Annotated in this window: 18 protein-coding genes; 12 read left to right on the top strand and 6 right to left on the bottom strand. The window is 73.1% G+C overall.

The window, feature by feature from the left end:
* Positions 1-66 precede the first annotated feature (66 nt).
* The 5 genes from QSK26_RS16455 to QSK26_RS16435 form a co-directional block, all read right to left on the bottom strand.
* Entirely contained in the window at positions 67-2793 is a 2727-nt protein-coding gene (locus QSK26_RS16455) for a glycoside hydrolase family 38 N-terminal domain-containing protein (RefSeq protein WP_285776011.1), read from the bottom strand.
* Positions 2790-3155, bottom strand: coding sequence for a Gfo/Idh/MocA family oxidoreductase (locus tag QSK26_RS16450; RefSeq protein ID WP_285776010.1), 366 nt, complete (start codon positions 3153-3155; stop codon positions 2790-2792). The genes QSK26_RS16455 and QSK26_RS16450 overlap by 4 nt, the downstream gene beginning before the upstream one ends.
* Entirely contained in the window at positions 3152-3703 is a 552-nt protein-coding gene (locus QSK26_RS16445) for a CehA/McbA family metallohydrolase domain-containing protein (protein WP_285776009.1), read from the bottom strand. The genes QSK26_RS16450 and QSK26_RS16445 overlap by 4 nt, the downstream gene beginning before the upstream one ends.
* 387 nt (positions 3704-4090) lie before the next feature.
* Positions 4091-4285, bottom strand: a complete 195-nt coding sequence (locus QSK26_RS16440) for a hypothetical protein (protein WP_352244331.1) — start codon at positions 4283-4285, stop codon at positions 4091-4093.
* 362 nt (positions 4286-4647) lie between these two features.
* Positions 4648-5169, bottom strand: coding sequence for a MarR family winged helix-turn-helix transcriptional regulator (locus tag QSK26_RS16435; protein ID WP_285776008.1), 522 nt, complete (start codon positions 5167-5169; stop codon positions 4648-4650).
* Positions 5170-5487: 318 nt separating this feature from the next.
* Between QSK26_RS16435 and prcB the strand changes: the two genes are divergently transcribed.
* From prcB to QSK26_RS16415, 4 genes are all read left to right on the top strand, one after another.
* Positions 5488-6306 (top strand): proteasome subunit beta, encoded by an 819-nt coding sequence (gene prcB, locus QSK26_RS16430; protein ID WP_285776172.1) that lies wholly within the window; start codon positions 5488-5490, stop codon positions 6304-6306.
* 42 nt (positions 6307-6348) lie between these two features.
* Positions 6349-7140, top strand: coding sequence for a proteasome subunit alpha (gene prcA, locus QSK26_RS16425; protein WP_285776171.1), 792 nt, complete (start codon positions 6349-6351; stop codon positions 7138-7140).
* Between the two features lie 135 nt (positions 7141-7275).
* Entirely contained in the window at positions 7276-8634 is a 1359-nt protein-coding gene (pafA, locus tag QSK26_RS16420) for a Pup--protein ligase (protein WP_285776007.1), read from the top strand.
* Between the two features lie 97 nt (positions 8635-8731).
* Complete coding sequence (locus tag QSK26_RS16415; RefSeq protein WP_285776006.1) at positions 8732-9721, top strand: FKBP-type peptidyl-prolyl cis-trans isomerase; 990 nt, start codon at positions 8732-8734, stop codon at positions 9719-9721.
* 289 nt (positions 9722-10010) lie between these two features.
* Here the strand turns inward: QSK26_RS16415 and QSK26_RS16410 are convergent, their stop codons facing one another.
* Positions 10011-10511 carry a nuclear transport factor 2 family protein gene (locus tag QSK26_RS16410; RefSeq protein ID WP_285776005.1) on the bottom strand — a complete coding sequence of 167 codons (501 nt, stop codon included), beginning with the start codon at positions 10509-10511 and terminating at the stop codon, positions 10011-10013.
* Between the two features lie 283 nt (positions 10512-10794).
* Between QSK26_RS16410 and QSK26_RS16405 the strand changes: the two genes are divergently transcribed.
* Genes QSK26_RS16405 through QSK26_RS16370 form a run of 8 tightly spaced genes read left to right on the top strand, consistent with a single transcriptional unit; the run spans position 10795 to position 20234 of the window.
* Positions 10795-11868, top strand: coding sequence for an S-methyl thiohydantoin desulfurase family protein (locus tag QSK26_RS16405; RefSeq protein ID WP_285776004.1), 1074 nt, complete (start codon positions 10795-10797; stop codon positions 11866-11868).
* Positions 11865-13385 carry a hydantoinase/oxoprolinase N-terminal domain-containing protein gene (locus QSK26_RS16400; protein ID WP_285776003.1) on the top strand — a complete coding sequence of 507 codons (1521 nt, stop codon included), beginning with the start codon at positions 11865-11867 and terminating at the stop codon, positions 13383-13385. The genes QSK26_RS16405 and QSK26_RS16400 overlap by 4 nt, the downstream gene beginning before the upstream one ends.
* 13 nt (positions 13386-13398) lie before the next feature.
* Positions 13399-15021, top strand: coding sequence for an ABC transporter substrate-binding protein (locus QSK26_RS16395; protein WP_285776002.1), 1623 nt, complete (start codon positions 13399-13401; stop codon positions 15019-15021).
* 4 nt (positions 15022-15025) lie between these two features.
* On the top strand, positions 15026-16042 hold the full coding sequence (locus QSK26_RS16390; protein ID WP_285776001.1) for an ABC transporter permease: 1017 nt from the start codon (positions 15026-15028) through the stop codon (positions 16040-16042).
* A complete protein-coding gene (locus QSK26_RS16385; protein ID WP_285776000.1) occupies positions 16039-16911 on the top strand; it encodes an ABC transporter permease in 873 nt (290 codons plus the stop codon). The genes QSK26_RS16390 and QSK26_RS16385 overlap by 4 nt, the downstream gene beginning before the upstream one ends.
* On the top strand, positions 16908-17771 hold the full coding sequence (locus QSK26_RS16380) for an ABC transporter ATP-binding protein (protein WP_285775999.1): 864 nt from the start codon (positions 16908-16910) through the stop codon (positions 17769-17771). The genes QSK26_RS16385 and QSK26_RS16380 overlap by 4 nt, the downstream gene beginning before the upstream one ends.
* Positions 17768-18733 carry an ABC transporter ATP-binding protein gene (locus QSK26_RS16375; RefSeq protein WP_285775998.1) on the top strand — a complete coding sequence of 322 codons (966 nt, stop codon included), beginning with the start codon at positions 17768-17770 and terminating at the stop codon, positions 18731-18733. Before QSK26_RS16380 ends, QSK26_RS16375 begins: the two co-directional genes overlap by 4 nt.
* Positions 18717-20234, top strand: coding sequence for a helix-turn-helix domain-containing protein (locus QSK26_RS16370; protein WP_285775997.1), 1518 nt, complete (start codon positions 18717-18719; stop codon positions 20232-20234). Before QSK26_RS16375 ends, QSK26_RS16370 begins: the two co-directional genes overlap by 17 nt.
* Positions 20235-20288 lie beyond the last annotated feature (54 nt).

Raw genomic sequence — 20288 nt, 5'->3', positions numbered from 1 at the left:
GCGGTGCGTCATGACCTCCGCCCGGCCCGCACGGCGGCCGAGGCGGACGACGAGGGGGAGGACCCGTCACCCCGGGTCGCCGGAGACCAGGTGAACCGTCGCGATCTCGAAGGGGCGCAGGGGGAGCAGCAGCGCCGCCTCCGGGCCGTTCGCGACCGGCAGGCGCGCACCCCGCACGCCCAGCAGATCCGCGCGGTACGCGGCTGTGAACGCGCCGCGCAGCACCGCCTCGGTGGCCACCGGATGCTCGGCCACCAGCCGCACCTCCAGGGCGCCGTCACGCTCCCGCAGCGCCGCCATCACCACGCCCTCGCCGCTCAGCGCCACCGGCCCGGCCGGCTCCGGGGCGGGCGGCCCGGCCGGCCCGGAGCCGGGCACGGCGAGCAGGTCGTGCCGGAACTCCTCGGCCAGCCGGGGCAGCCCCGCCTCGTGCCAGGCCCCCCCGTGCGGGCACACGGCGAAGCGGGTGGTGATCATGCCGGGACACTGCGCCTCCGGCGTCGCCACCTGCGGTCCGGCCGGTTCGTCGCGGTAGGCGTTCCGGTTGCGTGACAGGTAGCCCACCGACCGGACCAGGGTGAGCGCGAGTTCCGATCCGGCGCCCGCGGGGGCGAGGACCTCGTACTCGGTGGTCTGGTCGAGCAGGACGGCGACCCCGCCCGCCGAGACGAACCCCTCGGCGGGGAACGTCGGGATCGGCCGTTCACCGCCGCCGCCCTCGGCGGACAGGCCGCGCCGCACGACGGCGAACTGCCCCTCGGCGAAGGACTCGGCGACCGTTCCGGGGAGCGGGCAGTGCCAGCGGACCCGGTGGTCCGCGCACCGGTTGTCGAACGCGGTCTCCAGGCGCAGGAACGGCTCACCGGCGCGCAGCTCGGCCCGGGTGACGACGGTCACGGCCGCGGTCTCCGCCGACCTGCCCCCGTCCGCGCCGCGGACCGGCCACGCGTAGCCACGGGTGATCTCCAGCGCCGAGACCAGCGGCCCCGAGCAGATCTCCTCGACCTGCACCCACACCGGGGTGTCCACCAGGCGGTCGGCGGCGGGCGGGGCGTGGTTGTAGGTGTCCCCGGCGTCGCCGCCGTCCACGATCCTGCCCACCCCGCGCAGCTCCCGCCCGGCGGCCGTGCGCACCGAGAGCGTCCCGTCCGCGGCCACGGAGACGGTCAGCAGCCCGTTGTCCAGCTCGCCGGAGACCGCGCCGGACATCGCCTGCGTCCCGGTGTGCCCCCGGGAGTCGCCGGGCGTCCACGGCACGGCGGTGAAGGTGGCCCGGCCGAGCGGCGGCACGGTGACCCGGGCGGCGACGGTGACCACCGGCTCGGCCAGCGTGCGCACGGTCCACGGCCCGGGACGCGCACCGGCCGCCGCGAGCACGTCCGCGCGCAGGTCGGCGTACTCGTACCCGGCGGAGGCGTGCCGTCCCACCACGACGGTGAACACGCCGTCCCGCGCCGACCACGACACGATCCCGAAGCCGAACAGCTCGCTCTCGTGCACCCGGCCGAGAAGCGCGGTGAGGTCGTCCATGACGGTCTCGTCGAGGAGGGTGGGGGCGAGCTCCAGGCGTTGCACGGGAACCGGCGTGCCGTCCGCGGAGACCAGCCTGGGCCGGTCCTCCGGCAGGTCGGCGAGGACCAGCCCGGTACGCGGATGCGGCGAGGGGTTGACCACCACGAGGTCGCCGCGGGCCGTCCCGGCGGCCAGGGAGGCGCTGACCATGTCCATTACCGCCTGGCCGATCTGTTCCGCCTCGGCGATGCGCGCCGCCACCTGCTGCGCGGTCTCGTCGGAGCCGCAGCCGGTGATGGAGTCGTGGCCGCTGCACGCGATCAGCCGCCGCCAGGCCATGTCGAGCAGCCGGGCGCCCACCGTGCGGTCGGCCGGCCACAGCGCGGCCAGCGGCTCGGCGTAGCGGGTGACGACGCGCTCGGCGCGGGCCATGGCGCGCTTGGCGGGGATCCTGGCCGAGAGCACCCCGGGCAGGATGTCGGCCCGCGCGTGCGAGCGCAGCTCCCCGTGCACGACGGGTAGTCCCTCGACGCCGGACGGCTCGGCTGCGACGTATTCGGCCAGGGTGGCCAGGCGCAGCCCCGGGCCGCCGGCGCTCGTGCCGGGGCTGCTGTGGTCCGAGCCGTACATGGCGAGCAGAGGGCCGTGCGGGCGCCAGGGGCGCATGGCCCGGGTGAAGGCGCCGAGCCGGTCGGGCAGGCCGCCGGCGGGGCCGCCGAACACGCCGGCCGCGTTGCCGTAGCCGCCGGCCAGGTAGAGCGTGCGGATGACGGTGCCGTCGGCGCCGGTCCAGGCGAAGGCGTCCCGGTCGACGGCGGCGGGCACGCCGCGCCACAGGCAGGCGTGCGCCAGCCCGGCGCCGGCGAGGATCTGCGGCATCTGGGCGCAGTGCCCGAACTGGTCGGGCAGATAACCCACCCGCATGACGCCGCCCAGCCCGGCCGCGCCCCGCATGCCGTACTCCAGGTTGCGCACGAGGGTCTCGCCCGAGCAGAGGAACTCGTCGGCCAGGATGAGCCACGGCCCGGCGGCGAGACGCCCCTCGGCGACCAGGGCGGTGAGCAGGTCACGGCGCTCCGGCCTGATCTCCAGGTAGTCCTCCAGCGCGGCGACCTGGCCGTCCATCGTGAAACGGTATCCGGGGTCGGCGGTCATGGCGTCGAGGACCGCGTCGAGCATCCGCACCAGGCCGAGGCGGAACCGCTGGAAGGGCAGGTACCACTCCCGGTCCCAGTGGGTGTGCGGGACGACGACGATCTCGGGAGCCTCGTCAGGGTTCACGTGCCTCGCCTCCGATGGGAAGCCCGGACGCGCCCGCGAGGATCCGGACGACGTGTGTAGGCGAGCGGTTTCTCGCAGAGCACGTCGACGCCGCGGCGCAGCGCCTCGGCGACGAGCGGGCCGTGCGTGCCGGAGGTGAGCACGATGAGCGCGCCGAAGCCGTCCGCCGCCGGCATGGCGCGGGTGTCCGCGAAGCAGCGGGCCGGGGCGAGCCCGAGCCCGCCGCCGACCTCGGCGGCGTGCTCCGGGTCGAGATCGCTCACCGCGGTCACCTCGAACAGGTCCGCCCGCCTGGCCGGCAGCGGCAGGTAGATCGCGTGGGCGGCCACGCCGAGCCCGGCGACCGCCACGGTGACTGTCATGATCCTCCATCATGGCCGGTCGGGCGCGCGGAAGTCAGGTGCACAGGGCCATCACCTCGTTGCGATCCGTCTCCAGCCGGTGCGGTCCCGGCGTCGCGGGCAGCACCGCCCTGGCCGAGCGGACGACGGCCCGCCACCGGGGACCCCAAAGGATCAGCCCCTCGCCGCCCGGGACCCCAAAGGATCAGCCCCTCGCCGCCCCGGACGAGAAATCCGCCGCCGTGCCGCAGCAGCAGCGGCCCGTCCGGCCCGGCCGAGACGGCGGTGCGGCCGGCCTGGACGGCACCGACGACCGCCGTGGCGGAGCGGGGGTCCTCGGCGAGCACCCAGGTGGCGGGCTCGCCGGGCGGGCCGCCCTCGCCAGGCCGGTGGAAGTCGCTGCCGCCGAGCATGACGGTGCCCGCGGACCACGCCTGCGCCCAGGCGAGCGGCGCCCCCCAGGTGCGGTCCCACCAGCTCCGGTGCCACACCTCGGCTGCCCGCGGCCGGCGCCGCATCGGATGCCGCCAGGCGCAGTCGGCCGCGACCGGATGGTTGATCGACAGCACGCCCCCGCCGTCCTCCGCCGCCCGCGCCCACGCGTCGGGCGGGCGGCTTCCTGTGAAAGGTCACCTCGATCTCGTACGGCAGGCCGCCGGGCGGTATCCGGTACAGGCCGAGCAGCACCCGCCAGGGGCCGGGGTCGATCCCGCCGGGCAGGGAGCCGGGCGTGGCCCAGCCGGGCGCGAGGGTGAACTCCTCCCTGGCGCCCCCCGACCAGCCGCGGAACCCGCACGGCCCCTCGCAGCCGAGGTCGAGGACGCCCGCCGCCCGGTCGTGGGAGAGCCGCACGGTGAGCGCCTCGGTGCCCGGCGGCGGCTCGAAGACGGCCTCCCGGACGACCTCGGTGAGACGGTCGTGCGGGGTGGCCCTGCCGCGCAGCCGGATCGGGCCGCTCATGTGGCCGCCGCGGAGCCGACGAAGGTGCCGGCCGGGCGGTGGAAGATCTCGGCCGGGGTGCCGATCTGCCTGGTCCTGCCGCCGGACATGACGGCGACCCGGTCGGCGAGCGCCTCACCCTGGTCGTGGGTGACGAAGACGGTGGTGAGGCCGAGCACGTGCCGCACGTACCCGGGAGGCGGCCCGCTCACGCCGCACCGCCGCGCGCGGGCGCTTCCACGGGTACGGCGTCGCGCCCGTTCCGGCGCGGAGCCCCCACTGAGCCGGGCAGGATCCGGGAGCGCAGCACCAGGCCCTCCACGAGCCTGCGCGCCGGTCCGCGACGGCCGCGCAGCAGTCAGGCGGTCGCGAAGCCGAGCCCGGCCTGCCCCACCACCGCCGTTCGTGATGTGGGCAACCACCATGACTGGAGGTTGCCGTTGAAGGCACCCGCAGGCGGGTCCGGTTCTCCCGGACGTCCGGCATCGGTGTCTGGTAGTGGGGCTTGGACGGACGGTCCAGGTCGTGGGTCCGTGGCACCCGACCGCGCCACGCCGACTGGGCGGGTGCCTCGTCAGGCGGTCGGGCGGTCGCCGACGAGGCGGGCGAGAAGAGCGACGAGGAGGGCGAGATCCTCGTCGCGCCGGTCCCGGGTGCGTGCGTAGAACTCTTCGCCACGCTCCTTCAGGGTCGCCGCGACGCGTTCGCGGCCTCGCGGGCTCAGGTGGACGATGGTGCCGCGCCGGTCGTCGGGGGCGGGGCAACTGTCCAGAAGGCCCAGCGAGCGCATCCTTCCGATCAGGGTGCTGGTCGAACTGCGGTCCATGCCGACGGCTTCGGCGACGACACCGAGACTGCGTCCTTCACGGCGCGGGGCTCCTCCGAGCACTACGGCAAGAGCAAGCTCCTTGACATCATGTTCACGATGGAGCTCGCCCGCCGTCTGGCCGGCAGCGGTGTCACCGCCACCTGCCTCGATCAGGCCCGGCTCTGGAACGACACCCAGCGCCTCCTCGCGGACCCGAAACTGCTCTAGACCCTGTAACGACAGCGGCTTCCGACCCTGCTCGCGGGCCGGATGCACCTTGGTGGTCAACCCTCCACGCGAGCGGCCCGGCGCATGATCCGCCGCCCCGCCCGCTTCGGCGCCGGCAACAGCGACTCCGGCACCGCCCACTGCGCAGCCCGGGAGAGGCGACGGCGCGGACGGTCAGGACGTGCGGACATACCGACAATCGCATGCGGGTATCCGTGCGTAAAGTTTTCGTCGCTCAACGTGGCACAAACAGGAACGGTTCGCGCTGAGCTGATCGTGGGAAGTGCAAGCGACAGACCAAGATGAGTAGGGTCGCCCTATCGGATCGTATGATTGGGAGGGAGTCGCGTGGCAACGCACAGGGACCTGCCCACCGGCATGTTGAGCAACCTTTTCCTGGACACCGGGAGCCCGTCGTTCACCGAGTTTCTCGGGAACTACGCGCCGGATCTGCTGCCGGGACGGCGGGACGCCCTTGCCACACCGGCCGGCGCCGACCTGCCGCACGCGACCACCATCGTGGCGGCCACGTGCGCCGGGGGCGTCGTGATGGCCGGCGACCGGCGGGCGACCTCCGGAAACATGATCTCGCAGCGTGACGTCGAGAAGGTCTGGCGCACCGACGACTTCTCGTGCATGGGCATCGCCGGCACGGCGAGCAGCGGCATCGAGATGGCCCGGCTGTACAAGGTGGAGCTGGAGCATTATGAGAAGCGGGAGGGCCGCACCCTCTCCGTGGAGGGCAAGGCCAACCGGCTGGCCACCATGATCCGCGGCAACCTCCCCATGGCGATGCAGGGCCTGGTGGTGGTGCCGCTGTTCGCGGCCTACGACCCGGAGGAGGGCAAGGGCCGGATCTTCAGCTACGACGTCGCCGGCGGGCCTTACGAGCAGCGTAACTACCACATGATCGGCTCCGGTTCGATCTTCGCCAGGGGTTCGCTGAAGAAGCTCTACCGGGAGGACGCCGAGCCGCAGGAGGCCGTGCTCGCCTGCCTGCAGGCGCTCTATGACGCGGCCGACGAGGACTCGGCGACCGGTGGCCCCGACGTGACGCGCAGCATCTGGCCGATCGTCGCGGTGATCACCGAGGAGGGTTTCAACCGGCTGCCGGACGAGGAGGTGGCCGGCCTCGTGCGCACGATGCTCGACGGCCGGATGAACCGGCCGGACGGCCCGATCGCCCCGCTGCGCTAGCCCTACCGGCACATTTCAAGGAGAGGAAAGCCACCGGTGTCGATGCCGTTTGGATATGTTCCCGCTGAACAGCAGATGCGGGACAAGGCCGACTACGCGCGTAAGGGCATCGCGCGCGGCCGCAGCTCCGTCGTGCTGCAGTACGAGCACGGGATCCTGTTCGTCGCGCACAACGCCTCCCGGGCGCTGCACAAGATCAGCGAGATCTACGACCGCATCGGCTTCGCCGCGGTCGGCCGTTACAACGAGTTCGAGGCGCTGAGGCTCGGCGGCATCCGCTACGCCGACGTCAACGGCTACACCTACGACCGCGGCGACGTCACCGCCCGCGGCCTGGCCAACCTCTACGCGCAGAGCCTGGGCATGATCTTCACCGAGTCGATCAAGCCCTACGAGGTGGAGATCGTCGTCGCCGAGGTCGGCCGGTCGGCCGAGGAGGACGAGATCTACAAGCTCACCTTCGACGGCTCGGTGACCGACGAGCACGGCATGGTCGCGATCGGCGGGCAGGCCGAGGCGGTCGCCGGGCGGCTGAAGGAGCGCTACCACGACGGCATGACGCTGCCCGAGGCGCTGCAGGCCGGGGTGGCCGCGCTGACCGAGCCGGACGGCGAGCGCCCGCCCACCTCCCAGATGGAGGTGGCCGTGCTCGACCGCAACCGGCCGCACCGCAAGTTCCTCCGCCTGACCGGCGCCCGGCTGGAGCGCCTGCTCGGCGACACGGCGCCCAAGGCGGCGGAGCCCGAGCCGCCCGCCGCCGAGGAGCCCAAGAATTCCGGTCCCGACGCGCCGACGGCCCCGGACGGCGACATCGACACCGGGTCCGGCGACTGACGTGCTCCATAAGCGGGTGAACCGGGTGGAGCGGCCTCCGATCCGCCCGGTTCACCCCGGGCCCGCGGACGGCGTTGACCGAAAAGGCGGCCAAGATCTCTCCCACCGCGCGAGCGAGAGGCATAGTGTGAGGTGATGGATCGTCGCATCTTCGGCCTGGAGAACGAATACGGTGTCACCTGCACGTTCAGGGGGCAGCGTCGGCTGTCGCCGGACGAGGTGGCACGCTATCTGTTCCGGCGGGTCGTGTCCTGGGGCCGGTCGAGCAACGTGTTCCTGCGCAACGGCGCACGACTCTACCTCGACGTCGGCAGCCACCCCGAATACGCCACACCCGAGTGTGACAACGTCGTGGAGCTCGTCACCCACGACAAGGCGGGCGAGCGAATCCTGGAGGGCCTCCTCGTAGACGCGGAGAAGCGGCTCCGCGAGGAGGGCATCGCCGGCGACATCTACCTCTTCAAGAACAACACCGACTCCGCGGGCAACTCCTACGGATGCCATGAGAACTACCTGGTGGGCAGGCACGGGGAGTTCGGCCGGCTGGCCGACGTGCTGATCCCGTTCCTGGTGACCAGGCAGATCATCTGCGGTGCCGGCAAGGTGCTGCAGACGCCGAGGGGCGCCGTCTACTGCGTCTCCCAGCGGGCCGAGCACATCTGGGAGGGCGTCTCCAGCGCCACTACGCGGAGCAGGCCGATCATCAACACCCGCGACGAGCCGCACGCCGACGCCGAGCGGTTCCGCCGGCTGCACGTCATCGTCGGCGACTCCAACATGAGCGAGACCACGATGCTGCTCAAGGTCGGCGCCACCGACCTGGTGCTGCGCATGATCGAGGCGGGCACCGTGATGCGCGACCTGTCGCTGGAGAACCCGATCCGGGCCATCCGCGAGGTCTCCCACGACATCACCGGCCGCCGCCGGGTCCGGCTGGCCAACGGCCGGGAGGCGTCCTCGCTGGAGATCCAGCAGGAATACCTGTCCAAGGCCAAGGACTTCGTCGACCGGCGCGGCGGCGACGAGATCGCGAACAGGGTGCTGGAGCTGTGGGAGCGCACACTGCGCGCCGTGGACACCGGCGACCTCGACCTCGTCTCCCGGGAGATCGACTGGGTGACCAAATACCAGCTCATCGAGCGCTACCGGCACAAGTACGACCTGCCGCTCTCCTCGCCCAGGGTGGCCCAGCTCGACCTCGCCTACCACGACGTGCACCGGCGGCGCGGGCTCTACTACCTGCTCCAGCGCAAGGGCTCGGTGGAGCGGGTGGCGTCCGACCTGAAGATCTTCGAGGCCAAGTCGGTGCCGCCGCAGACGACCAGGGCGCGGCTGCGCGGGGAGTTCATCCGCAAGGCCCAGGAGAAGCGCCGCGACTTCACCGTCGACTGGGTGCACCTCAAGCTCAACGACCAGGCGCAGCGGACCGTCCTGTGCAAGGACCCGTTCCGCGCGGTGGACGAGAGGGTGGACAAACTGATCGCGGGTATGTAGGTGCCGACCTTGCCAAAGATCATCCCTCGCTTATCTCGTCTATATGACGTCGTCGGGTAGGGTTCGCAGGACCTGACACCTGTAAGAGGGATTCCCTATGCGACGCCGCCTGGCCGTTCTCGCCGCCGTGCCACTGCTGTTCGCCGCCGCGTGCGGCAGCTCTGGGGGTGACGGCAGCGGGACGGCAGCGTCTCCTGCGGCCTCATCCGCATCCGCCGCCGCCAACGGCGCTCCGGGCAGCCTGACGGTCGCCGGCAAGACGGGCGCCAAGCCGACCGTGACGTTCACCGCCGGCCGCCCCGCCAACACCTCCACCAGCAAGGTCCTGGACGAGGGCAAGGGCGGCGCCGTCAAGATGGGCGACAACGTCGTCGCCAACATGACGGTCTACACCTGGGACGGCAAGACCAACGCCACCGGCGGCTCCACCTACGACAACGGCGCGCCCGAGGTGGTCCCGCTCACCGACCAGCTGCCCAAGGTGGTGCGTGACGGCTTCGTCGCCACCAAGCCGGGCGGCAGGTTCTACGCCGTGGTCGCCGCCGACAACTACACCAAGGAACAGCTCGACGAGGCCAAGAAGCAGGGCGCGGACACCTCTGTCGCCCAGGTCTTCGTGGTGGACGTGCTCGGCGCCACCCAGGCCAAGACCGCCAGCGGGAAGGACACCGGCGCCACCGTCAAGGGCGTGCAGCTGGAGAACCCGGGCGAGGGCCAGGCGCCCAAGCTGACCACGAAGACCTCCGACAAGGCCTCCACGAAGCTGGTCGCGGAGACCGTGATCAAGGGCACCGGCCCGGAGGTCAAGTCCGGCGAGTTCATCATGGTGCAGTATGTCGGGAAGATCTGGGGCACCGACAGCGAGTTCGACAGCAGCTGGAGCCGGGGCGGCGTGCCGGTGCTCTTCCAGATCGGCGCCGGCAAGGTCATCAAGGGCTGGGACGAGGGCCTGGTGGGCATCCCGGTCGGCAGCCGGGTGCTCCTGACCATCCCGCCGGACCTCGGGTACGGCTCGGCCGGCCAGGGCGACAAGATCAAGGGCACCGACACCCTCGTCTTCGCCGTCGACGTCCTCGGCGCCTTCTGACCGGACGCGAGGGCCCGAAGCCCGGTCATGGGTGTGACCGGGCTCTCACCCGCGACACCTGTCAGGGCTTCGAGCCGTCGCCGAGACAGCCGCCCGCCTCTTCGCGGGAGATGCCTTCCACCGGCAGGTTCAGGTGGCGGCGCTGCTCGGTCACCGGGTGGACGCGCCGGTGGCCCGCCTGCCGCTCCCGGCCGCCCACCTCACCGGCCCCGGCGAACCGGCGGGCGTCCCGTCCGCGCGAGCGCGCCGCGAAGGGCGCTGCGGGGGCCGGGAATCCGCCGGTCCTGGATCAGCGATCGCCCGGCTGAGGCGTGCACGCGCCGACGACGGCAGCCGGATCCCAGTAGAACGGGCGGCATTCGAGCATCCGCCCGCCCCGTACCCTGATCACCTGGACGATCTCCGTGTCGACCTCCCGGCCGGTGGCACGGGCCCGGAACCGCAGCCGGTTGCGCACCACGACGGTGTCGTCGTCGCCCCAGTGCTCCTGCTCCAGGAACTCCATCGACTCCCACACCTCGCCGAACGCGGCCAGGAACCGCTCCATGCCGTCATGGCCGCGCCACGTCCCCGATCCGGTGAACGGCAACCCCGGGGCCTGGTACAGGACGACCTCGGGATCCAGGCAGGCGGCGACCTCGTCGTACCCGGCCCTGCCGAACCCGCCCGCCGCGACGTACGCGGCCTCGGCCGCGTAGAACCTCTCCAGCACCGCCCAGGCGTCGTCCCGTGCCGGTCGGTCCGAGGGTGATTCGTTCTTCTGCCCGCTCGTCGCGGCTGTGGTGGTCATGGTTCCAGCATCACGGGCACGCGTGTTCCGTTCCGGCAGGAATCGGACGCCGCGTTCTCTACCTGCCATGAGGACAGCACTACCGCGAGCCCGCGCTCTCACCTGCCACGAGGACAGCACTGCCGCGAGCGGCCTCCTGGGGGCGAATCCGCTGATCGGAGGCAGGGTGACGCGGGCCGGACGGGTGTCGCGGACCGCGGTTGTCGTCTGGTAACAATGAAGAGGTTTGTCGTGTTCTTTGCGGACATTGAGGCTGATGTCCTGATTGGTTGATGCTCTGTTCATGCAGGCGAGCCGGTTCATTACCTTGGACGACATCGCGCCGCTGGCGCGCGGCTGCGCGGTGCTCGGTACCGGTGGCGGGGGTGACGTGCGCTCCGGGGCGCTGGCCGCGGGGCGGGCGATCGGCGAGCACGGCGAGGTGCCCCTCGTCACGTTGTCCGATCTGCAACCGGACGCCCTGGTCGTACCGCTGTCCGGGATCGGCGCCCCCACCGTCAGCCACGAGATGATCCACGCGGCCGAGGAACCCGGGCGCATCGCGGAGGAGATCGAACGGATCTTCGGCAGGCCGCCCACCGCGATCATGTCCAGCGAGATCGGCGGCGGCAACGGCGTGGCCCCGGTCACCTGGGCCGCCTCGCTCGGGCTGCCGCTGCTCGACGCCGACGGCATGGGCCGCGCCTTCCCCGAGGTGCAGATGGTCTCGATGTACGTCGCCGGGCTGCCCGCCGGGCTGCTCATCATGACCGATGTCGTGGGCAACGTCACCACCATCCGCCCGGTGGACGGCCTGTGGGCCGAGCAGATCGCCCGCGCGGTCTGCGTCGCCGCCGGGTCCAGCGCGCTCATGGCCGACTACGTGCTCACGGCGGAGCAGGCGCGCGGCGCGGTGATCGAGGGCACGGTGAGCAGGGCGATGGCGATCGGCCGGGCCACCGAGGACGCCGCCGACCCGCTCGGCGCGCTCGTTGCCGAGCTGGCGGCGACCCGGCTGATCGGCGGGAAGATCACCGACGTGGACCGTCGCACCACCGGCGGCTTCGTCCGCGGCACCGTCACCGTGGAGGGCGTGGGCGCGGACAGGGGCCGCACCCTGAGCCTGGAGATCCAGAACGAGAACCTCGTCGCCCTGGAGGACGGCCTGGTGCGGGCCATGGTGCCCGACCTCATCACGGTGGTGGACACCCAGGCCGCCACCGCCGTGCAGACCGAGGGGCTCAGGTACGGCCAGCGGGTGACCGTGCTCGCCTGGCCCTGCGACCCCCTGTGGCGCACCCCCGCCGGACTCGCCACCGCGGGCCCCCGGGCCTTCGGCTACGACCTGGACTACATCCCCGTCGAGGACCTTTCATGACAAGCCGCATCGGCATCGACGTAGGCGGGACCAACACCGACGCGGTGGTCCTCGACGACGGCGACCGGATCGTCGCCAGGGCCAAGCGGCCCACCAGCCCGGATGTGACCGAAGGGCTGCGGCAGGCGCTGACCGCCGTGCTCGACGAACTGGGCGAGCGGGCCGGCGAGGTCCGCCGGGTCATGCTCGGCACCACCCACGCCACCAACGCGATCCTGGAACGCCGCGCGCTCGGCCGGGTCGCCGCCATCCGGCTCGGCGCCCCCGCCACCACCTCCATCCCGCCGCTCACCGGCTGGCCCGCCGACCTGCGGAACGCCGTCGCCGCCGGGACCGCGCTGGTGCGCGGCGGCAACTTCGTCGACGGCCGGGCCATCGCCCCGCTGGACACCGACGCGATCCGCCGCTTCCTGCACGGGACGCCCGCCGACGCCGTCGCGGTCACCGGCGTCTTCAGCCCCGCCGGCGACGAGCAGGAGAAGCGCGTCGCCGAGATCGTCAAGGAGGAGCTCGGCGACACGGTCACCGTCTCCCTCAGCCACGAGATCGGCTCCCTGGGCCTGGTCGAGCGGGAGAACGCCACGGTGCTCAACGCCGCCCTGTACGGCGTCGCCCGCGACGTCACCGCGGCCCTGCGCCAGGTGCTCGCCGAACGCGGCCTGGACGTGGAGCCGTTCTTCGCCCAGAACGACGGCACCCTGATGGCGGTGGACTACGCGGCCCGCTACCCGGTGCTGACGATCGGGTCGGGACCGGCCAACTCGCTGCGCGGCGCGGCCTTCCTGTCCGGCGTCTCCGACGCGATCGTGGCCGACGTCGGCGGCACCTCCACCGACCTGGGCGTCCTGGTCGGCGGCTTCCCCCGGGAGTCGGCCGCCGCGGTCGAGATCGGCGGGGTCACCACCAACTTCCGGATGCCCGACATCCTGGCCATCGCGCTGGGCGGCGGCACCGTCGTCGGCGACGGCGTGGGACCGCGCTCGGTCGGCTACCGGATCACCGCCGAGGCGCTGGCCTTCGGCGGGCGCACGCCCACCATGACCGACGCGGCCGTCGCCGCCGGCCGCGGCCGGGTGGGCACCCATCCGGTCGCCGCGAGCGAGGCGCTGGCCCGGGCGGTGCGGATCGCCGACGAGATGGTGTCCGACGCGGTGGACCGGGTGGCGCTGGGAAAGGCCGACCGGCCGCTGATCGCGGTCGGCGGCGGCGCCTTCCTGCTGCCGGCACGCGTCCCCGGGGCGAGCGAGGTCGTCCGTCCCGGCCACGCGGACGTGGCCAACGCGGTGGGCGCGGCGATCGCGCTGGCCAGCGGCCGGTTCGACACGATCGCCCCGGCGGGCGCCGGCCGGTCCGCCGCGATCGAACGCGCCAAGGAGGAGGCCGCGGCCCGCGCGGTCGCCGCCGGAGCGGACCCGGTCAAGGTGGAGATCGTCGAGCTCGCCGAGGTCCCGCTCAGCTACCTGCCCGAGCCGGCCGTACGGGTGCACGTCAAGGCCGCAGGGCCACTGCAGCAGTAAGAAAGGACCCCACATGGGCTGGCAGAAGCGTCTGCTCGTCGCCGGAGCCGCGGCCGTCGTGGCTCTCACCGCCGCCTGCGGCGGCGGTCAGGTCAGGGGTGCGGGCGGGGCCGAGGGGGCGGGTTCCTCTCCCGCCGCGGCGGGCTCGGACGCGACCTTCGTCTACGTGCCCAACCTGGACGTGGTGACCGACTGGGACCCGGCGACGTCGTACTCCAACGAGATCACCGCGATGCAGAACATCTACGAGTCGCTGACCAAGTACGACCCGCAGAGCCAGAAGCCGGTGCCGCGCCTCGCCACCTCGTGGACCTCCTCCAAGGACGGCAGGACCTGGACCTTCAAGCTGCGCGAGGGGGCGAAGTTCCACACCGGCAGGGCGGTGGACGCGCAGGCGGCCAAGGAGTCGATCGAGCGCACCATCAAGGAGGCGGGCGGCCCCGCCTACATCTGGGACTCGGTGGCGTCCATCGAGGCGACCGACCCGCACACGCTGACCTTCGACCTGAAGTACGCCGCGCCGCTCGACCTGATCGCCTCCTCCGACTACGGCGCCTACGTCTACGACACCCGGGCGGCCGGCTCCGGGGACCTGAAGGACTGGTTCGGCCAGGGGAAGGACGCGGGCTCGGGGCCGTACACGGTGGCGTCGTGGCAGAAGGGCAAGGAGACCGAGCTGACGCTCAAGGCGTTCGACGGCTACTGGGGCGGCTGGTCCGGCGCGCACTACAGGAACATCGCCTTCCGCGTCACGCCCGAGCTGACCACCGCCTGGCAGCTGCTCCAGCGCGGCGAGGTCACCTTCGTGCAACGGCTCAACCCGCAGCTGTTCGCCCAGGCCCGCGACCAGGGCATGCAGACCTCGCAGACCCCGTCGTTCCAGAACCTGCTGGCGCTGTTCAACACGGCGAGCGGACCGCTGCGTGACGTCCGGCTGCGCCAGGCGGTGCAGAAGGCAATCGACTACGACGGCCTGGTCAGCGCGCTCAAGGGCGCCGGGGTGGCGGCCAGCGGCCTGGTGCCGGAGGGCCTGCTCGGGCACGTGGAGGGGCAGGCGCCCAAGCAGGACCTCGCGGGCGCGGCGGAGCTGCTCAAGCAGGCGGGGTACGGCCCCGGCGGCAAGCCGCTCGACCTGACCATGACCTACGCCCAGGGCGACGACGACCAGCAGATCCTGGCGACCCTGCTCACCTCGGCGCTCAAGGGGCTCAACGTCAACCTGACCGCCAAGCCGTTGCAGTGGAACACCCAGTGGGACCAGGGCAAGTCGGAGGACCCGGCCAAGCGCCAGGACATCTTCGTCATGTACTGGTACCCGGACTACGCCGACGCCTACTCCTGGTTCGTCAACGTCTTCCACTCCTCGCCCAAGCCGTCCTTCAACCTCAGCTACCTGAAGGACGACGCCGTGGACTCGAAGATCGAGGAGCTGCCGCAGCTCACCGCGACCGACCGGACCGCCGCGCAGAGCGTCTACGCCGGCCTCCAGTCGGAGATCATCGGCAGGCAGGCGGCGGTGGCGGTCGCCTACACCCAGAACTACCAGCGCGCCTACGCCAAGGGAGTGCAGGGGTACACCGACAACCCCGCCTACCCGAACGTCGTGTTCGTCCACGACCTGACGCCCGGCGCGTGACCGGGTGCCGCGGTACCTGATCCGCCGGCTCGGCCAGGCGGTCCTGGTCGTGGCCGGGGTGATCGCCCTCACCTTCGTGATCATGAGGCTGGTGCCGGGCGACCCCGCGGTCGCCTACGCCGGCCCCAAGGCCGGCCCGGCGGAGCTGGCGCAGGCGCGGGCGCGGTTCGGGCTGGACGATCCGGTGTGGACGCAACTGTGGAACTACGTGCGGGACCTGTTCTCCGGCGACTGGGGGACCAGCCTGCACACCCGGCAGCCGGTCGCGCACGACCTGGCGACGGCGTTCCCCGCGTCGCTGGAGCTGGTGGGCGCCGCGCTGATCGTCGCGGTGCTCGCCGGAGTGCCGCTCGGCATCCTGGCCGCCCGCTATCACACGAAATTTCCGGACTTGTCGGTTCGGTTGTCGTCGATGCTGGCGGTCTCGGTGCCGGTGTTCTGGCTGGCGCTCGCCGTACAGACGCTGTTCGCCAGCACCCTCGGCTGGTTCCCGGTCGCCGGCGAGTACGACACCCGGCTGGACGTGACCAGCCCGCTGCACGTCTACACCAACATCACCGCGGTGGACGCGCTGCTCACCGGCAACTGGCCGATCCTGACCAGCACGCTCGCCCACCTGGTGCTGCCCGCGCTGGTCGTCGCCGCCTATCCGGCGGGCCTGATCGCCCAGATGACCCGGGCGGCGCTCATCGAGGAGACCGGCAGGGACCACACCCGGATGGAACGCGCGCTCGGCTTCGGCGAGACCGCGCTGCTCACCCGCTTCGCGCTGCGGCCCGCCGCGGCCCCGGTACTCTCCCTGATCGCGCTGGTCTTCGCCTACGCGATCGTCAACGGCTTCCTGGTCGAGGCGGTGTTCAACTGGCCCGGCCTGGGCCGGTACGCTGCCGACTCCATCCGCTCGCTCGACACCCCGGCCATCGCCGGGGTGACGCTTCTGGTGGCGCTGCTCTACGTCGTCGCCAACCTCGTCGTGGACCTGCTGCAGAGCCTGATCGACCCGAGGGTGAGGACCCGATGACCACGGTGGAGCTGCGCGGGACGCCGCTGCGCAGGGTCGGGAACCTCGCCCGCGCCGACGTGCTGGCGACCGTGGGCGCGGTCATCCTGGCCGTCATCGTGCTGGCCGCGCTGCTGGCGCCGTGGCTCGCGCCGTACCCCGCCGACGGCGGCTCGGCCACCCATCCCGCCGAGGCGCTGCTGCCGCCCGGGGCGGACCACTGGTTCGGCACCGACCAGGTCGGCCGCGACGTGTTCACCCGCATCCTGTTCGGCGCCAGGACCTCGCTGTTCATCGCGGTGGCCGTGCTCGGCCTGGCCGCCGTCGCCGGCGTCACGCTCGGCGTCGTCGCCGGGTACGCCGGCGGCGTCGTGCGGGACGTGATCATGCGGATCACCGACGTCTTCCTGGCCTTCCCCGCACTGCTGCTCTCGCTGGCCCTGGCCGTCGTGCTCCAGCCCAGCGTGACCACCGTGATCGTCGCCATCGCCGTCACCTGGTGGCCGTGGTACGCCAGGCTCACCGCCTCGGTGGCCCAGTCGGTCGCCGGGCGCGGCTTCATTGACGCCGCCCGCTGCCTGGGCGTGCCCGCCCCGAAGATCGTCTTCCGGCACGTGCTGCCGAACTCGCTCACCCCGGTGCTCGTGCAGCTCTCGCTGGACGCGGGAGGCGTCATCCTCACCGCCTCCGCCCTGTCCTATCTGGGACTCGGCGCCCAGGAACCGGCCGCGGAGTGGGGGCTGATGGTGGAACAGGGGCAGACGCTGTTCACCACCGACTGGTGGGTGGTCACCTTTCCGGGACTGGCGATCCTGGTGACCGCGTTCGCGTTCAACGTGCTGGGCGAGGGACTGCGGGCCGGGCTGGACCCGCACAGGAGGGCGCGATGACGCTGATGAGGGTGCGCGACCTGGAGGTCCGCATCGGCGGCCGGACGATCTCCAGCGTGCCCAGCCTGGACCTCGGGCCCGGCGAGTGCGTCGCGATCGTGGGGGAGAGCGGCTCGGGCAAGACGACGGCGCTGCTCGCCACGCTCGGCCTGGTCGAGGGGGCGCGGGTCTCCGGCGCGGTCACCGTGTGCGACACCGACGTGCTCACCGCCGGCCCGCGCCGCCTTCGCGCGATTCGCGGCGCCCGCATCGCCCTGGTGATGCAGAGCCCGCAGGCGGCGCTCAACCCGGCCATGCGCCTCGGCACGCTGATGCGCCGCGCCCTGGCCCGGCACGGCGTCAAGGGGCCGGCCGCGAAGGCCAGGGCCGCCGACGCGGTCGCCGCCGTGCTGCTCGACGAGGGCGTGCTGCGCCGCTACCCGCACCAGGTCTCCGGCGGGCAGGCCCAGCGTTTCGCCATCGCGCTCGCCATCGCCCTGGGCGCCGAGGTCGTCGTCGCCGACGAGCCGACCAGCGCCCTGGACGTCACGGTGCAGGCCGAGGTCGTCGCCGTACTGCGCCGGCTGCGCGAGGAACGCGGCCTCGCCGTGCTGATCGTCTCGCACGACCTCGCCCTGGTGTCGTCGATCGCCGACCGGGTGATCGTCATGAAGGACGGCAGGGTGGTGGAGAGCGGCCCCGCGGCCGCCATCTTCGCCGCCCCCGCCGACCCCTACACCCGGGAACTGGTCGCCGCCGTCCCCGAACTCCCGCCGCCGTACGACCCCGCCTCCCCGCCTGCCTCTCCACCCGCTTCCCCGCCTGCTTCCCCATCTGCTTCCCCGCCTGCTTCTCCACCCCGGACCGGAGGTGCCCCATGAGCCGGGCGACGCTGCGCGCCGAGGACGTGACCCTCGCCTACGGCCACACCACCGTCGTGCACGGCGTGAGCCTGTCGGTGGACGAGGGCGGCGTCGGGCTGATCGGCGAGAGCGGCTCCGGCAAGACCACCCTCGCCCGCGCCCTGCTCGGCCTGCTCAAACCCCGCTCCGGCCGGATCGTGTACGGCTCGCGCGAACTGCCCGCCATGGGCAGGGGCGAGCGGGCCCGCTTCCGCGGCGCCGTGCAGCCCGTCTTCCAGGACGGCAGCGAGGCCCTCGACCCGCGGATGAGGATCGGCGCCTCCGTCGCCGAGGCCCTGACCGCCCACCACCGCATGGACCGGGCGGCCCGCGAGGCCAGGATCGCCGAACTGCTCGCCGACGTGGGCCTGGACCCGGCCCTCGCCGCGCGCAGGCCGCACCAGCTGTCCGGCGGCCAGCGCCAGCGAGCCGTCATCGCCCGCGCCCTCGCGGTCCGCCCCGAGGTGCTGGTGCTGGACGAGCCGACCAGCGCCCTCGACGTCACCGTCCAGGCCAGGATCCTCGACCTGCTGCAACGCCTGCGCGAGGAACACGGCCTGGGCTACCTGCTGATCACGCACAACCTGGCCGTGGTGGACCGGCTGTGCCGTACCTCCCACGTGCTCTATGCCGGGCGGGTCGTCGAGACGGGCGCCACCCGCGACCTGCTCACCCGCCCGGCCCACCCCTACACCCTCGCCCTGCGCGACGCCGTGCCCCGCATCGGCGTCCCCACAGCCGTCCCCGCAGCCGTCACCGCCCGTCCCGCCGGGACCGGCGCGCCCGCCGTCGCGGATCGGGGCTGCCCCTTCCGGCACCGGTGCCCGCTGGCGGTGGACCGCTGCCACGCCGAGCCGCCCGTCCTGCGCGACGCCGGCGGCGGCAGACGAGTGGCCTGCCACCGGGCCGAGGAGGTCCTGTCCGGTGCTCTACGTCAGTGACCTGCTGCGCACGCCGGTCGGGCGGCGGCTGACCCTCGTCGGCGGGCCGTGGGACGCCGTCGAGGTCACCGGCGTCCTGCTGGTCGACGAACCGGAGGAGCTGGAGTCGGCGCCGCCCGGCTCGGTGGCCGTGCTGTCCCGCAACGCCACCAAGGCCGGATCCGGGCCCGCCGTGGTCGAGACGCTGCGCGTCGCCGGGCGCAGGCGGCTCGCCGGGCTCGTGCTGCCCGGCCCGTCGGGCGCGTCGCCGGAGATCGTGGCACTGGCCAGGAAGGTCCGGGTCGCCCTGCTGGCCGGGGCCTCGGGGCAGACGCTGTCGCAGACCGTGTTCGGCCTGCGGGAGGCGGTCCGCTCCGAGCCGGGGCTGCTGCTGCGCCGTACCAGGGAGGCGATCGAGCGGCTCGGCGCGATCGAGGGGGCCGGGGAGGACGACATCCTGCGCGCCGCCTCCGACGCGGTGGGGGTCGCCTACGGCGTCGCCGCGCTCGCGGAGTCCCCCGCCACGTCGGTGGTGATCAGGGTGGACGGCCGCGCCGACGGCTACGTGTGCTGGGTGGACGACGACCCGGCCGCCGCCATCGTCGCCGGCGTGGTCGCCACCACGCTCGGCCGGGTCCGCGCCGCCGCGCGGGCGGCCGAGGCCGAACGCTCCCAGGCGGTCCGCGAGCTCCTCCGCGCCTCGGCCTCCGACCTCCTCGCCGCCGCCCGCCGGGCCAGGCTCGCCGGCGTCCCCGTCGACGGCTGGCACGTCACCGTCTTCCTCCGCGTCCCCGGCACGGTCTCCGGCACAGTTTCCGGCACGGTCCCCGGCACGGTCCCCGCCGCGGTATCCGGCGCGGTCCCCGGCTCGCGGGACGGGGGAGAGGGCGGGCAGGGGCTGGCGCGGTACGCGGCGGCGCTCGCGCGGGACGATCTCGGCGGGCCGGTGCTGGCGACGGCGTGGCAGGAGGGGCTGCTGCTGGTGCGCACCACCGACGCGCGGCCCGGCCGGGACCCGCTGGACCCCGGACGGGTCGCCGAACTGCTGCCGCCCGGGACGTCGGCGGGCCTCGGCACCTGCCAGTTCGGGCCGGAGGGGCTGCGCCGCGCCGCCGTCCAGGCGCGCGCCGCCGCGGTCCGCGCGGGTCCCGGGACGGTGGAGCCCTTCGACCGGCTCGGCGTGCACGCCGTGCTCGCCGAGCTCGCGGCCAGCGACAGCGCCGTGATGACCGCCAGGGACATGCTCGCCCCCCTCGACGGGCTGGGCGCCCTGGCCCCGTCCGCGCTGCCCACCTTGCGCGCCTACCTCGACACCTGGGGATCGCGGACGAAGGCGGCGGAGATCCTCAACCTGCACCCCAACGCGGTCGCCCACCGGGTCCGGCGCATCACCGAGGCGCTCGGCCTCGACCTGGCCGACCCGCAGACCCGTTTCGCCCTCCACCTTGCCTGTCACGTGCTGTCCGAGGCGGGCCGCCAGGAGTGTGGCGAGAGGACAACGACCGGCGAACCGTCGTTGTGACGACACATCGACGCAGGCCGGAAGCCGGTCGTAGCGTCCAGAGCGTTACCCGTG

Source organism: Microtetraspora sp. NBRC 13810 (assembly GCF_030268685.1).
Classification (GTDB): domain Bacteria; phylum Actinomycetota; class Actinomycetes; order Streptosporangiales; family Streptosporangiaceae; genus BSRQ01.
The sequence above is the reverse complement of the archived record's forward strand: the minus strand, read 5'-3'. Positions and strand labels throughout refer to the sequence as shown.

What these genes read in the sequence shown, in the direction of transcription:
- QSK26_RS16385 (WP_285776000.1), top strand. Translation starts at nt 16,039, where the DNA reads ATGACCACGGTGGAGCTGCGCGGGACGCCGCTGCGCAGGGTCGGGAAC.
- QSK26_RS16450 (WP_285776010.1), bottom strand. Translation starts at nt 3,155, where the DNA reads ATGACAGTCACCGTGGCGGTCGCCGGGCTCGGCGTGGCCGCCCACGCG.
- QSK26_RS16410 (WP_285776005.1), bottom strand. Translation starts at nt 10,511, where the DNA reads ATGACCACCACAGCCGCGACGAGCGGGCAGAAGAACGAATCACCCTCG.
- prcA (WP_285776171.1), top strand. Translation starts at nt 6,349, where the DNA reads ATGCCGTTTGGATATGTTCCCGCTGAACAGCAGATGCGGGACAAGGCC.
- QSK26_RS16415 (WP_285776006.1), top strand. Translation starts at nt 8,732, where the DNA reads ATGCGACGCCGCCTGGCCGTTCTCGCCGCCGTGCCACTGCTGTTCGCC.
- pafA (WP_285776007.1), top strand. Translation starts at nt 7,276, where the DNA reads ATGGATCGTCGCATCTTCGGCCTGGAGAACGAATACGGTGTCACCTGC.
- QSK26_RS16375 (WP_285775998.1), top strand. Translation starts at nt 17,768, where the DNA reads ATGAGCCGGGCGACGCTGCGCGCCGAGGACGTGACCCTCGCCTACGGC.
- QSK26_RS16380 (WP_285775999.1), top strand. Translation starts at nt 16,908, where the DNA reads ATGACGCTGATGAGGGTGCGCGACCTGGAGGTCCGCATCGGCGGCCGG.
- prcB (WP_285776172.1), top strand. Translation starts at nt 5,488, where the DNA reads ATGTTGAGCAACCTTTTCCTGGACACCGGGAGCCCGTCGTTCACCGAG.
- QSK26_RS16400 (WP_285776003.1), top strand. Translation starts at nt 11,865, where the DNA reads ATGACAAGCCGCATCGGCATCGACGTAGGCGGGACCAACACCGACGCG.
- QSK26_RS16395 (WP_285776002.1), top strand. Translation starts at nt 13,399, where the DNA reads ATGGGCTGGCAGAAGCGTCTGCTCGTCGCCGGAGCCGCGGCCGTCGTG.
- QSK26_RS16405 (WP_285776004.1), top strand. Translation starts at nt 10,795, where the DNA reads ATGCAGGCGAGCCGGTTCATTACCTTGGACGACATCGCGCCGCTGGCG.